14 protein-coding genes are annotated in these 13906 nt (G+C 52.3%); 3 read left to right on the top strand and 11 right to left on the bottom strand.

Annotation, left to right across the window (positions count from 1 at the left end; translation table 11 throughout):
* Window positions 1-12 precede the first annotated feature (12 nt).
* The gene (locus Q9291_RS05125) at window positions 13-657 is read left to right on the top strand and encodes a carbonic anhydrase (protein WP_306388952.1); all 645 of its coding nucleotides are present in this window, start codon (window positions 13-15) and stop codon (window positions 655-657) included.
* 61 nt (window positions 658-718) lie between these two features.
* On the opposite strand, the gene fdx is transcribed toward Q9291_RS05125, so the two are convergent.
* The 10 genes from fdx to Q9291_RS05075 form a co-directional block, all read right to left on the bottom strand.
* A complete protein-coding gene (gene fdx, locus Q9291_RS05120) occupies window positions 719-1060 on the bottom strand; it encodes an ISC system 2Fe-2S type ferredoxin (protein ID WP_306388951.1) in 342 nt (113 codons plus the stop codon).
* A 1-nt stretch (window position 1061) separates the two neighbouring features.
* Window positions 1062-2951 (bottom strand): Fe-S protein assembly chaperone HscA, encoded by a 1890-nt coding sequence (gene hscA / locus Q9291_RS05115; RefSeq protein WP_306388950.1) that lies wholly within the window; start codon window positions 2949-2951, stop codon window positions 1062-1064.
* Window positions 2952-2985: 34 nt separating this feature from the next.
* A complete protein-coding gene (hscB, locus tag Q9291_RS05110) occupies window positions 2986-3498 on the bottom strand; it encodes a Fe-S protein assembly co-chaperone HscB (protein WP_306388949.1) in 513 nt (170 codons plus the stop codon).
* Window positions 3499-3596: 98 nt separating this feature from the next.
* Window positions 3597-3920: an iron-sulfur cluster assembly protein IscA gene (gene iscA / locus Q9291_RS05105; protein WP_306388948.1), complete on the bottom strand. Its 324-nt coding sequence runs from the start codon at window positions 3918-3920 to the stop codon at window positions 3597-3599.
* Window position 3921: 1 nt separating this feature from the next.
* A complete protein-coding gene (iscU, locus tag Q9291_RS05100) occupies window positions 3922-4305 on the bottom strand; it encodes a Fe-S cluster assembly scaffold IscU (RefSeq protein ID WP_306388947.1) in 384 nt (127 codons plus the stop codon).
* 11 nt (window positions 4306-4316) lie between these two features.
* Complete coding sequence (locus Q9291_RS05095; protein ID WP_306388946.1) at window positions 4317-5534, bottom strand: IscS subfamily cysteine desulfurase; 1218 nt, start codon at window positions 5532-5534, stop codon at window positions 4317-4319.
* Window positions 5535-5560: 26 nt separating this feature from the next.
* Window positions 5561-6709: a cysteine desulfurase family protein gene (locus tag Q9291_RS05090; protein ID WP_306388945.1), complete on the bottom strand. Its 1149-nt coding sequence runs from the start codon at window positions 6707-6709 to the stop codon at window positions 5561-5563.
* Window positions 6709-7179, bottom strand: a complete 471-nt coding sequence (locus tag Q9291_RS05085) for an Rrf2 family transcriptional regulator (protein WP_306388944.1) — start codon at window positions 7177-7179, stop codon at window positions 6709-6711. The genes Q9291_RS05090 and Q9291_RS05085 overlap by 1 nt, the downstream gene beginning before the upstream one ends.
* A 141-nt stretch (window positions 7180-7320) precedes the next feature.
* Window positions 7321-8055, bottom strand: coding sequence for a serine O-acetyltransferase (gene cysE, locus Q9291_RS05080; RefSeq protein ID WP_306388943.1), 735 nt, complete (start codon window positions 8053-8055; stop codon window positions 7321-7323).
* Between the two features lie 138 nt (window positions 8056-8193).
* A complete protein-coding gene (locus tag Q9291_RS05075) occupies window positions 8194-8931 on the bottom strand; it encodes an RNA methyltransferase (protein ID WP_306388942.1) in 738 nt (245 codons plus the stop codon).
* Between the two features lie 99 nt (window positions 8932-9030).
* Here Q9291_RS05075 and Q9291_RS05070 point away from each other — a divergent pair, with 99 nt between their 5' ends.
* Window positions 9031-9843, top strand: a complete 813-nt coding sequence (locus Q9291_RS05070) for an inositol monophosphatase family protein (RefSeq protein ID WP_306388941.1) — start codon at window positions 9031-9033, stop codon at window positions 9841-9843.
* Between the two features lie 58 nt (window positions 9844-9901).
* Here Q9291_RS05070 and Q9291_RS05065 read toward each other — a convergent pair whose 3' ends face one another.
* The gene (locus Q9291_RS05065; protein WP_370530740.1) at window positions 9902-11104 is read right to left on the bottom strand and encodes an MBL fold metallo-hydrolase; all 1203 of its coding nucleotides are present in this window, start codon (window positions 11102-11104) and stop codon (window positions 9902-9904) included.
* A gap of 246 nt (window positions 11105-11350) precedes the next feature.
* Between Q9291_RS05065 and mutS the strand changes: the two genes are divergently transcribed.
* Window positions 11351-13897 (top strand): DNA mismatch repair protein MutS, encoded by a 2547-nt coding sequence (gene mutS / locus Q9291_RS05060; protein ID WP_306388940.1) that lies wholly within the window; start codon window positions 11351-11353, stop codon window positions 13895-13897.
* The last annotated feature ends 9 nt before the right edge of the window (window positions 13898-13906 follow it).

Raw genomic sequence — 13906 nt, 5'->3', positions numbered from 1 at the left:
AAGGCATACAATATGTACAAACATCCTTTACTTGACCGTGACAAAATGTCTCCTCTTGAGGCACTGCAAATTTTAAAAGAGGGCAATCAACGTTTTACCTCAGACCGTGAAGAAGATAAAGATTTCAAATCACTGATTCAAATCACCAAAGACAAGCAACATCCGTTTGCCTCATTCCTGAGTTGCAGTGATTCGCGTGCGCCGGTGGAGCTTTTGTTTGATCAGGCCTTGGGCGATATTTTCAGTGTACGTCTGGCGGGTAATATTGCTTCCGATAAAGCGATAGGCAGCCTGGAGTTTGCCAGCAAATATCTGGGCAGCAAGCTGATTGTGGTGATGGGGCATACCTCGTGTGGTGCGGTTAAAGCAGCCTGCGATGACTTTAAGGATGGGCATATTGGTGAAATCATTAACCTGATCAAGCCTTCCATTCGTCATGAAAAATCGATTACTGACCCGGCACAGCGCACCTCAAAAAATAGTGACTTTGTCGAGAAGATCTGTGCGTTGAACGTGAAGTATCAAATTGACACCATTATCCGTTGCAGCGATATTGTCGATGATATGCTCAACAGTCAGGAAATTGGTATTGTGGGTGCGGTATATGATATTGCCAACGGAAAAGTCAACTTTCTTCAAGAAACCTTTGTCGGGTGATCGCAATGCTTATCAAAAAGCCGGCGTATGTGCCGGCTTTTTTTGTGTGCGTGAAGGCTTCCTAGCGATGGCCTTCCTTGGCCATATTGATGCTGTATTTGGGGATTTCGACCACCAGATCAGTGTCTTGCACAATGGCCTGGCATGACAGGCGCGAAAGCGGTTCCAGCCCCCAGGCCTTATCCAGCATGTCTTCTTCGTCCTCGTTCATCTCGTTTAGACTGCGAAAGCCCTCTCTGACGATCACATGACAGGTGGTGCAGGCGCAGACGCGGTCGCAAGCATGGTCAATATCGATATCATGCTTCAGCAAAGCATCGCAGACAGAGCTGCCTGTTTCGGCCTGTATCACTGTCCCTTCCGGGCAAAGCTCAACGTGTGGGAGAACAATAATCTGTGGCATATTACATTTCCAATGAATTCAGGTTTTTACCCGCCAGCGCCTTTTGCACCGAGGCGTCCATACGGCGGGCAGCAAAGTGTTCTGTTGCCTGGTTAAGTGCTTCTGTGGCTTGTTTCACCGCCTGGCTGTCGCTGCCCTGGCAAAGTGTGTTTAGCATCGTCACATGCTGCGCAATCGTATCGCGCTCTTCCTTGCTCAGCAAGGTTTCACCATCCTGAGCCAGTGCTGCCTGAATGGCTTCGATCAAACGCTGTGCATCTACTACGGCTTCGCGCAACATGCGCGCCTGCTTGTCGGTTTCTGCGGCACCATACGAGGCTTTTAGCGTGGCAGTGATCTCTTCTTCGTTCAAGCCGTACGAAGGTTTTACAATAATATTAGATTCGGCACCGCTGGTTTGTTCACGTGCGCTGACTGAGAGCAGGCCGTCGGCATCCACCTGAAAAGTCACCCGAATGCGCGCTGCACCTGCCGCCATCGGCGGAATGCCGCGCAGTTCAAAACGCGCCAGCGAACGGCAGTCAGAAACCAGCTCGCGCTCGCCCTGGACTACATGAATTGCCATTGCAGTCTGACCATCTTTGTACGTGGTAAAGTCCTGTGCACGTGCGATCGGCAGGGTGCTGTTGCGTGGAATGACTTTTTCTACCAGTCCGCCCATGGTTTCCAGACCCAGCGACAGAGGCGTGACATCCAGCAGCAGCAGAGCATCGTCCTGACGGTTGCCTGCCAGTATATTCGCCTGTATCGCCGCACCCAGTGCCACCACTTTGTCGGGATCGAGGTTAGTCAGCGGTTCCTGTTTGAAGTGCGCCTGCACGGCATGACGAATATGCGGCATACGCGTTGCGCCGCCTACCAGCACCACGCCGTTAATATCAGTAATACTTAAGCCCGCATCACGCATGGCTTTGCGCATCGGCCCCAGTGTTTTGCTGACCAGTGTTTCGGTGAGGCTGACAAATTGTTGCACCGTCAGGGTTTCATCCACCAGCGTGCCATTGCTCAGTTTGCACAGGAGATTAGCTTCATGATTGTCAGTCAGCCATTCTTTGGCCTGACGGGCCTTGGTCAGCAATAAACGCGTATCTTCTTCTGTAAGCGGGCTGAAATTTGGTGTTTTGCTGCGGACCTGGTCTAGCACCCAGCAATAAATGCGATGATCAAAATCGTCACCACCGAGTGCTGAGTCGCCATTCGTCGCCAGCACTTCAAACACGCCTTTGCTCAGGCGCAGGATGGAAATGTCAAAAGTCCCGCCGCCGAGGTCATAAATCACATAAATGCCTTCTGAGGCATTATCCAGGCCGTAAGCTACCGCCGCAGCCGTGGGTTCATTGAGCAGGCGTAGCACATGCAGTCCGGCCAATCTGGCCGCATCCTTGGTCGCCTGACGTTGGGCGTCATCAAAATAGGCGGGCACCGTGATTACCGCACCGGTCAGTTCGCCGCCCAGTGCTTTTTCAGCGCGGGCTTTCAGAGTCTTTAAAATTTCGGCAGAGATTTCTATCGGGCTTTTCAGGCCGGCACGTGTCTTCAGTTCGAGCACACCATGCGAAGCATCGTTTTCCACAAAGTGGTAGGGGATATGCGCGCGGTCAGTAATATCATGCAAGGCCCGACCCATAAAGCGCTTCACCGAAATAATGGTGTTTACCGGATCCATGCTTTGTGCGGCCTGCGCTTCGTGACCGACTATGACCGCATTTTCAAGATAGCGTACGACAGAAGGCAGCAGAGCGTGACCATGTTCGTCATGCAAGACGGTACTCATGCCGCTGCGTACCGTCGCGACCAGGGAGTTAGTAGTGCCCAAGTCTATTCCCACCGCCAGCTTGTGCTGGTGCGGCGCGGGAGACATCCCGGGTTCTGAAATCTGTAATAAAGCCATTAAAAATCAGTCTTCCAGGTCAATCTTGACCCAATCAATCTTCAAGGGTTGCAATGAGCTGGTTAACATCCTCACTCACCTTGTCTATGAATCTTAGTTTCCTTACCGTCAGTGCGGCGCGTGCGGGTTCGTTTGCCAGCGCTGTTGCCAGTGTTTGCTGCAAGTCTCTGGCCTGGGCACGCATGTCTGCCAGTAATTGATCCAGTGCGTTCACATCTTTTGCATGTCTGGCATCTTCCATGGCTTCGCGCCATTCCATCTGCGCCATCAGAAAATCAGCAGGCATCGCCGTATTGTTTTCCTCTTCAGTCTCCACCCCTTGTAATTGCAGCAGGTAGCGTGCACGTGCCGTCGGGTGTTTCAAGGTTTGATAGGCCTCGTTTGCCAGTGTGGCCATTTGCATGGAACGCATGCGCTCGGCAGGGGAAGCATTCACAAACTTATCCGGATGCACCTCTGCCTGCAGTGAGCGATAGTGCGACTCCAGTTGCGACAGGTCGAGTGTGAATGTTTGTGGTAACTGGAACAGCTCGAAATGGTTTTGCATGGTCAATAAGACTCGTACGTGCTCAATGTGAAGACGAACGGGTGATGACGCATGCAGAGAACTGCTTCACCCACCCGCCAGTTTCACCGTGCCACAGATTAAACAGTAAACGACTCACCACAACCACACTCATCCTTGACATTCGGGTTGTTGAACTTGAAGCCTTCATTCAGGCCTTCTTTGGTGAAGTCGAGTTCTGTGCCGTCGATATAAACCAGGCTTTTCGGATCTACAATGACTTTCACGCCAAAGCTCTCAAAAGTGACGTCATCCGCTTGCAGATCGTCCACGAACTCGAGTGTATACGCCATGCCCGAACAGCCCGTGGTTTTGACGCCCAGTCGCAGGCCTACGCCCTTGCCACGGTTAGCTAAAAACTTTTCTACACGCTGCGCTGCGGTTTCGGTCAGGGTAATTGCCATCTTATTTTGCCTGTTTGGATTTTAAATCGGCAATCGCTGATTTGATTGCATCTTCGGCCAGTACTGAGCAATGAATCTTCACAGGAGGCAAGGCCAACTCCTCGGCAATCGCCGAGTTTTTGATTTCCTGTGCCTGATCCAGTGTTTTGCCTTTCAGCCATTCGGTGACCAGTGAGCTGGATGCAATGGCTGAACCGCAACCATAAGTCTTGAATTTGGCATCTTCAATCATGCCTGCATCATTGACCCTGATTTGCAGCTTCATCACGTCACCACATGCAGGTGCACCGACCATGCCGGTGCCTACATTAGGATCATTTTTGTCCAGTGAACCCACATTACGCGGATTTTCGTAGTGGTCTAATACTTTATCAGAATATGCCATGATAGAACTCCTTAGTGTTCGGCCCATTCAACCTTGGACAGGTCGATGCCGTCTTGAAACATTTCCCATAGTGGGGATAATTCACGCAATTTGCCAATTTTGTTTTTCAACAGGTCAATCGTGTAGTCAACATCGGCCTCAGTGGTAAAGCGACCAATGCTGAAGCGAATGGAACTATGGGCCAGCTCATCAGACCGGCCAAGTGCACGCAACACGTAGCTGGGCTCCAGGCTGGCAGAGGTACAGGCCGAGCCGGAAGAGACGGCAATGTCTTTGATTGCCATGATCAGCGATTCGCCTTCAACAAAGTTAAAGCTGATGTTCAGGTTATGCGGTACCCGGTGGTCGAGGTCGCCATTGACATAAGTTTCTTCAATGTGTAACAGGCCATTGAGCAGGCGGTCGCGCAACATGCGGATACGCTCGTTTTCTGCCGCCATTTCCTCACGTGCGATCCTGAATGCTTCACCCATACCCACAATTTGGTGGGTGGCCAGTGTGCCTGAACGCATGCCGCGCTCGTGACCACCACCATGCATTTGTGCTTCAATGCGGATACGTGGTTTGCGGCGCACATATAAGGCACCAATGCCTTTGGGGCCGTAGGTCTTATGCGCAGAAAAACTCATCAGGTCTACCGGCAGTTTTTCCAGGTCAATCACCACTTTGCCAGTGGCTTGTGCGGCATCCACATGAAAAATGATGTTATTGGCACGGCATACATTGCCCAGCGCAGTGATGTCCTGAACCACACCAATTTCATTGTTAACCAGCATGACAGACGCCAGCACGGTATCCGGACGAATAGCCGCCTTGAATTTTTCAATGTCAACCAGGCCGTCAGGCTCAGGTTGCAAATAGGTCGCTTCATAGCCCTCACGCTCTAGTTCGCGCACGGTATCCAGTACTGCTTTATGCTCGGTGGACACTGTGATGATGTGTTTGCCTTTGCCCCCTGCATAAAAATGGGCGGCGCCTTTAATGGCGAGGTTGTTGGATTCTGTCGCCCCGGAAGTCCAGACAATTTCACGGGGATCGGCATTGACCAGTTTGGCCACTTCTTCTCGCGCTGTTTCTACCGCTTGCTCCGCAGTCCAGCCGAACGGATGGCTACGAGAGGCCGGGTTGCCAAAATCCTCGGTCAGAAACGGAATCATTTTCTGGGCCACGCGCGGGTCTACCGGTGTGGTTGCAGAGTAATCTAGATAAATCGGTTTTCTATCGGACATATGTCATGCTCTTTCAAAAAATACAGTTATGCCGCAACGGCATGTAATCCTTTTAATCGCTGCACTTCCTGCTTCAGTGCCGCTAAAAATCCTGCAATCTGTGCTGCGGTGTTATGTTCACCGAGGCTGACGCGGACAGCGCCACGCGCCAGATCCGCTTCCACCCCCATCGCCAGTAATACATGGCTGGGCTCTGTGCTGTCACTGGAACAGGCCGATCCACTAGCCACGGCATAGCCCGCTTTGTCGAGGGCGATGACCAAGGTTTCGCCATCAATATTCGCCACAGCAAAAAAACTGGTGTTCGGCAATCGTTGCGCCTGCTGAGCAAATACAGATACACCCAGCGCGCGCAGTCCTGTTTCCAGCTGGTCGCGAAGTCCGGACAAATACTCGCTGCGCGTTGCCACGGTTTCAACCGCCAGTTGACAGGCTTTGGCAAACCCGACAATGCCTGCCACATTCTCTGTACCGCTGCGTAGCCCGCGCTCTTGACCGCCACCGTGCAGCAGCGGGGCAATATCCACGCGTTTGTCGAGCACCAGGGCACCTATACCAATCGGGCCGCCAATTTTATGGCTGGAAATGGTCATGGCATGAACACCCAGGGCCGTAAAATCCAGCGAAATTTTTCCCAGTGCCTGCACTGCATCTGTATGCACCAGCGCCTTGTGGGCTTTTGCCAGTGCGGCGAGTTCTGCAATGGGCTGAATCGCGCCGGTTTCATTGTTCGCCAGCATGACCGAAATCAGGCCGGTTTTTTGGGCCTGTAATTGTGCAGTTGCATCTGCCATGTCCAGTACCCCTTGCGCATTGACTTCCAGGGTGCTGATTTGCCAGTCATGCCAGGCCAGTGCAGCAGCAGCACGCGAAACACACGGGTGTTCAATTGCGCTGACTAATACCTGTGAGGCGGCAAGGTTGGCTGTGATGCCTTTCAGCGCAAAATTGTTGGCTTCCGTACCGCCGGAAGTAAATACAATTTGCGAAGCCTGTACGCCGACAGATGTTGCAACCTGTTTTCTGGCTGTTTCAACCGCTTCACGTCCCAGTCGTCCAAACACGTGGCGGCTGGTCGCGTTGCCATGTTGACCTTGCAGCCAAGGCAGCATGGCATCCAGCACTGCAGGGTTCAGTGCTGTGGTGCTGTTGTGGTCAAAATAAACCGTATTCATCAGGCTGCGATAGTAGTTTCAGGCTCTGTTTTACGCGAAGCAAACACCACCGTGTTGCTGCCTTTTTTATGTTGCAGTTCTACCATGTCAGCCAAGCTGATGCCGGACAAATACTCCAGAATTTTGCCATTCAGCGCTGCCCACAGGTCATGCGTCATGCAGCGACCTTCTTCGTGGCAGTTTTCATGGCCACCGCATTGTGTCGCATCAATTTGTTCATCAACAGCTGTGATAATGTCGGAAACCGAAATTTCGTGATGCGATTTAGCAATGCGATATCCGCCGCCGGGCCCACGCACGCTCGACACCAGGCCTTGTTTACGCAGGCGGCTGAACAATTGTTCCAGATAAGACAGAGAGATACTCTGGCGCTCGCTGATACCTGCGAGTGTCACTGGCTTGTCTGCTTCAAAAAGCGCAATATCCAGCATTGCCGTGACTGCAAAACGTCCTTTGGTAGTTAAGCGCATGGGGTCAAAACCTTATTAAACAGCATTGAATTCTATAATAACCTACTGTTTTAGTCAATTATTATTAGCTAAAAGTTCAATGTGTTAAGGGTGCCTCCATTGAGCGCGCGAAGACTGCTTGCTGTGGCCGGTTTAAACCACTTATTCGCTTTTTTTGGCGAATGCCTCACCTACGCCGGATTCGGTTTCGGCATCACTCAGTTTTGATAGTCTGGATTTGAGCTCAGTGATTTCGAGATCCTGTTTGTGTGCGTGGTCAAGCAGGCTGTTAATGGCTTTAATCATGGGATCATTTTCGTCATTGCCAACTGCGTAGGCACTGAATCCCATATTTTCAGCCGATGCCTGGCGTTTTTTGGCTTTTTCCTCTTCCAGAATGCGCGCCGGAATACCAACAGCCGTCGCACCCTCTGGCACATCTTTGACCACGACGGCATTCGACCCTATTTTTGCATTCTTTCCAATCGTAATGGGCCCCAGTACTTTTGCACCGGCGCCAATCACGACGCCGCTTTCCAGTGTGGGATGCCGCTTGCCTTTATTCCAGCTGGTGCCACCCAGGGTGACGCCGTGATATAACGTGCAATCATCGCCAATGATAGCGGTTTCGCCAATCACCACCCCCATGCCATGGTCAATAAATACGCGCCGACCGATGGTCGCGCCGGGATGAATTTCGATGCCGGTAATCCAGCGGCCAAAGTGAGACAGCAAACGCCCCAGCCAATACAAACGAAGCGACCAGAGCCAGTGGCTGAAGCGGTGGATAATCAGTGCGTGGACACCAGGGTAAGTGGTGAGAATTTCAAAGTGTGTACGCGCTGCCGGATCACGGTCAAATACAATCGAAATGTCTTCTTTAAGGTGCTTGAACATATTTATATTATGCCATAAGTTGGTGGGGCCGCAGCGGGGCAGGAGTCGGGGGTAGAAAGCAGTTGATCTGTTGATGCAGGGGGGGGGGGGCTCCACGCTGCACTGTAAATGCACCATCACTAATGGTAAGAATTGCTTTCAGTACTTGCTGTGCTTTTTAGGGCTCACCGTCAGCGTCAAAATCCCGCGGAGCAGATTGACCTCTTCTTTCTCCAGGCGGGTACGGCCATATAACCGGCGCAGCCGTTCAAACAGCTTTTTGGGTGCGCGCGGATTGATATAGCCAATATGTTCAAGCACTTCGCGCATGTGTTCATAAAGGCGCTCCAGATCCTCTTGCGTCGCCAGTTCCACAGGTTTCTCGCTGTAATGCAATTCGCCGGTGGTCAGTGCCATGCGCACTTCGTAAGCCATGATTTGTACTGCCTGTGCCAGGTTCAGTGAGGTGTATTCAGGATTGGCCGGAATCGTCGCCAGCACATGGCAGCGGTCAGCTTCGGCATTGCTGAGCCCGCTCATTTCTGTGCCAAATACCAGGGCTACCTGGCTGTGGCTGGCCATGGTTTTGACTTCCTGGGCGGCTTCGCGCACCGTCATCACCTGTTGCGAGAGCGAGCGTTCCTTGCCACTCACTCCTATCACGAACTGGCAGTCGGCCAAGGCCTGCTCCAGTGAGTCAGTGACCATCGCGTGCTCAAGTACATCACTGGCATTCACGGCCAGCGAGGTCGCTTGCGCATCAGGAAAAAATTTGGGATTGACCAGATACAAGCGGTGTAATCCCATGGTTTTCATGGCGCGTGCGGTCGAGCCGATATTGCCCGGGTGGCTGGTATGGCAGAGTACAACGCGGATATTGTCAAAAAGTGAGGTCATGGTGGTGGTTGACGCAATTCACAAAACGCGTAATTCATTTTGTGAACGCCTGATAAAACGTTAAAATGCTATTTTATCAGTTGAAACCTCAATCACAGCATGCATCCAATCTTAAATGTTGCCATCAAAGCCGCGCGTGAAGCTGGCAAAATCATCAATCGTGCTTCACTTGATATCGGTGCGCTCAAAATCGAACACAAAGACACTAACGACTTTGTCAGTGAAGTCGACCGTGGTGCCGAGCAAGCCATTATCAATGTGCTGAAAGATGCCTACCCCAATCATGGTTTTTTTGGGGAAGAAAGCGGCAAAACCAATGCAGAAGCAGATAGCATCTGGATCATCGACCCACTGGATGGCACCACCAACTTCCTGCATGGTTTTCCTGCGTACTGTATTTCGATTGCCTTGCAGGAAAAAGGCGTATTGACCCAGGCGGTGATTTACGACCCGGTGCGCAACGATCTGTTTACGGCTACCAAAGGTAGCGGTGCCTTTTTGAATGACAGACGCATCCGCGTGACCCAGCGCAGCAAACTGCAGGAGGCGCTGATTTCAACCGGCTTCCCGTTTAAAGACTTCAGCTATTTTGAAACCTATATCGATATCTTCCGCGATATGGCGAAAAAAACGTCCGGTTTGCGCCGTCCTGGCTCAGCGGCGCTCGACCTGGCTTATGTGGCGGCTGGTTTCAGCGACGGTTTTTTCGAAATCAACCTGTCTCCTTGGGATATCGCTGCCGGTGCCTTGCTGGTGCAAGAGGCAGGCGGCATCGTCGGTGACTTTGAAGGTAACGAAACCTGGCTGCGCAGTGGCAATATTGTCGCCGGCAACCCAAAAGTGTTCGGACAGATGCTGCAAGTTATCGCGCCGCATCTCACCGAGCGCTTAAAGTCTGCAAACGCACAGTAAGCGCTAGTCCAGGGCCACGGTCTGTAAATACTCAGGGACCGTGACATTCCAGTGCAGCTTATCTTTGATCTGCATGTGCGGATAAATTTGAAATGTATTCCACGTGTGCCCGCACTGGCACATATTCTCCATGAATTTTGATCGTACTGGCGCCATCGAGCATCGCATAACCTCGGGTGCCAGCTGCCTGAAAGCCAACAAATAAAACAGTATTATTTGGGTTGGGGGCAAGCGCCTTCAAATGGTGGACGACGCGTCCGCCAGAAGCCATGCCGCTGGCCGACAGGATGATCATCGGGCCGTTTAAATTATTGAGTCTTTTGGATTCTTCAATCGAGCTGACCATGTGCGCCGTATGGAGCAGTACCTCGGTTTCAGCATGGTTTAAGCGATGCAATTGATGGTGGCGCTGATAGAGATGTGTGGCTTCAACCGCCATGGGGCTGTTCAAGTACACCGGAATGTCAGCGGGTATTTCACCTGATGCTTTAAGTAGATGGATGTAATACAGCAGTTCCTGTGCGCGGCCAACAGCAAATACAGGCACAATCATCGCGCCATGGCGGCGGACCGTCTCATTGATGATCCGTTTCAGTTTCTGTTTTGGGTCCTCCGGGGTGTGGGTGCGGTTACCATAGGTGGATTCCAGAATCAGGTAATCGGCCCGTTTGATCTGCGCGGGTGGATACATCAGCAGATCGTTGGGGCGGCCAATATCGCCGGAGAATACAATGGTTTTGTGCTGATGCCGCAATTGCACAAACGCTGAGCCCAGAATATGGCCATTAGGATAAAGCGTCAGCGATAAATCTTCATCCAGCATGACTTCCTGATTGAATGCGACTGGATAAAGCAGTTTCAGGGCAGTTTCTGCATCCTCTTGCGTATAGAGCGGCAATGCCGGTTTGTGTTTGGAAAATCCGCGCTTGTTGGCATACGCCGCTTCCTCTTCCTGCAGGTGCGCCGAGTCAGGCAGGAGTATTTTGCATAAATCCATGGTAGCGGCACTGCAAAACACTTTTCCCGAGAAACCGTTCTTTACCAGTAAAGGCAGGTAGCCGGTATGGTCGATATGAGCATGTGTCAGAATCACCATATCCAACTGCTTTGGGTCGACAGGCAAGGCTTCCCAGTTTTTCTGCCGTAATTGTTTGACGCCCTGAAATAACCCGCAATCAATCAGAATGTTTTTTTGAGAGGTTGAAAGGTAATATTTTGAGCCGGTGACTGTGCCGGTTGCCCCGAGAAATTGTAATTTCATCCCTTGCTCCTCATCGCATGCATCGTTTACGCTATAGGGACTAAAACCCAGCACATACGTGCAATAAAAGTGATCCCAGTATGTGCGTATATCAGGGGTAACATATTGATATAACGCATAAGCTGCATACTTTATGCTTTTTTTCAATTTGAGCAAGAATGCTCAGGAGAACTGCATTTGTTGTATGATGCACAAGCGCGTGGCGCTGCTGCACAGGCTTAAATAACACTCATTTAGAACGCTCTCATGTCTTTCGAAAACCACACCCCCATGATGCGCCAATACCTCGGCCTCAAAGCACAGCATCCCGATATGTTGCTGTTTTACCGCATGGGCGATTTTTATGAACTGTTTTTTGAGGATGCCGAAAAAGCGTCACGTTTGCTCGGCATCACGCTGACCCGTCGCGGTGCCAGCAATGGCGAGCCGATAAAAATGGCCGGGGTGCCTTACCATGCGGCAGAGCAGTATCTGGCCAAGCTGGCCAAAATGGGCGAGGCCGTGGCGATTTGCGAGCAGGTGGGTGACCCGGCTACTGCCAAGGGGCCGGTGGCGCGTGAAGTCACCCGTATCCTCACGCCAGGCACACTGACTGATGCGGCCTTGCTGGATGAAACCCGTGATAACACCTTGCTATGTGTGGCAAAAGGCGAGGGCGTTCTCGGTCTGGCGCGGCTTAATCTGGCCTCCGGCACGTTCGTATTAAGTGAAATCGCTCCCGGACATTTGTTGCAGGAGCTCGAGCGTATTCATCCGGCCGAGCTGGTGTTCGCTGACGACCATGTGGCCGAGAGCTTGTTGCAGGCACGCTGTGCTAAAAAGCGTCTGGCTCCCTGGCAGTTTGACCTCGACAGTGCACAGCGCAGTCTGACCCAGCAGTTCAGCACCCACGATCTTGCAGGCTTTGGCTGTGCCGACATGCCGGCTGCTGTGGCAGCGGCTGGCGCCTTGCTTGACTATGTCAAGCATACCCAGCGCAGTGCTTTGCCACATATTATCGGATTGCGCGTCGAGCAAACCAGCCATTATTTACAGCTGGATGCTGCCACGCGGCGCAATCTGGAAATCGATTTGACCATCCGCGGCGAGTCGCAGCCAACATTGTATTCCCTGCTCAACACCACCCAAACCGCGATGGGCGCTCGCTTGTTGCGGCACTGGCTGCACCATCCGCTGCGCCAGCAAGCGGCGATTGCCCAGCGTCACGTGGCCGTGGCAGAGCTGGTGGAAACCTTCACTGACAGTACCTTGCAGCAAGCCTTGCACCCGATCGGCGATATTGAGCGCATGACAGCGCGTGTGGCGTTGAAGTCAGCACGGCCGCGTGACTTGTCTGGCCTGCGTGATAGTTTGCTGCAATTGCCCACATTGCTGGGCGCCGTCGCTGCGCCGCAAGCCTTCCTGTTACAAACCCTGCTGGCCGAGCTACAGACGCCATCCGAAGCGCTGGCGGTGTTGATGCATGCCATCCAGCCTGAACCTTCAGCCATTTTGCGCGAGGGTGGAGTGATTGCTCCTGGTTTTGACGCCGAGCTGGATGAGTTACGTGCCCTGCAAACCAACCATGGTGACTTTTTACTGCAATATGAAGCCGCCGAAAAAACCCGTACTGGCCTGGCTAACCTCAAGGTTGAATTTAACAGTGTGCACGGGTTTTATATTGAAATCAGTCGCGCCCAGGCCGAAAGCGCGCCGGCGGAATATCGCCGCCGCCAGACCCTGAAAAACGTCGAGCGCTTTATCACGCCCGAACTGAAAGCCTTTGAAGATAAAGTGCTGAGTGCAAACGAGCGTGCGCTGGCGCGAGAAAAAATGCTGTATGAGCAGGTGCTGGACGCCTTGTTGCCTCATATTGCCGCTTTGCAGCGGATTGCCAGCGCAGTCGCCAGTCTGGATGTGCTGGCTTGCTTTGCCGAACGTGCACGTGCCCTCAATTATGTGCAGCCGCAATTCAAGGTTGATATTGGACTGGAGATACTTAACGGTCGCCATCCGGTGGTTGAAAGCATCGCCCAGCCCTATGTTGCCAATGATGTGACGCTCAACCCCTATCGCCAGTTATTGTTGATTACCGGTCCCAATATGGGCGGTAAGTCCACTTTTATGCGGCAGACTGCACTCATTGTGCTGCTGGCCTATTGCGGCAGTTTTGTACCCGCGCACTCTGCCGTGATTGGTGAAGTTGACCGCATCTTCACCCGCATTGGGGCCTCGGATGATCTGGCAGGTGGCCGTTCCACGTTTATGGTGGAAATGACGGAAACCGCCAACATTTTGAATAATGCCACGGCGAACAGTCTGGTCCTGCTCGATGAAATTGGACGCGGTACCAGTACGTTTGACGGCCTCAGCCTGGCGTGGGCGGTGGCCAAACAGTTGCTGGAAAAAAACAAGGCGCTGACCCTGTTTGCCACCCATTATTTTGAGTTGACCCGTATTGTCGATGAGGCCAAGCAGGCCGCCAATGTCCATCTGGACGCGGTTGAGCATGGCAATGGCATTGTGTTCCTGCACAAGGTGGAAGAGGGTGCCGCGACCATGAGTTACGGCATCCAGGTGGCACAACTGGCCGGAATTCCAAAATCGGTATTGCAACTGGCCAAACGCAAGCTGCAGCAACTTGAGAGTCAGTCTGTGACCACCACCCCCCAAACTGATCTATTTTCTGCACAGGTGGAACCCGAGCCCCCGGCCGAGCATCCTATTGTGACAGCACTGGAACGGATACAACCAGATGACCTGACGCCCAAGCAAGCGCTAGAACTCTTGTATGCATTAAAAAAACAATTTTGAGGACATCAT

It is taken from the genome of Methylophilus aquaticus, assembly GCF_030769565.1.
Classification (GTDB): domain Bacteria; phylum Pseudomonadota; class Gammaproteobacteria; order Burkholderiales; family Methylophilaceae; genus Methylophilus; species Methylophilus aquaticus.
This window is presented reverse-complemented; position numbering and strand designations above follow the sequence as displayed.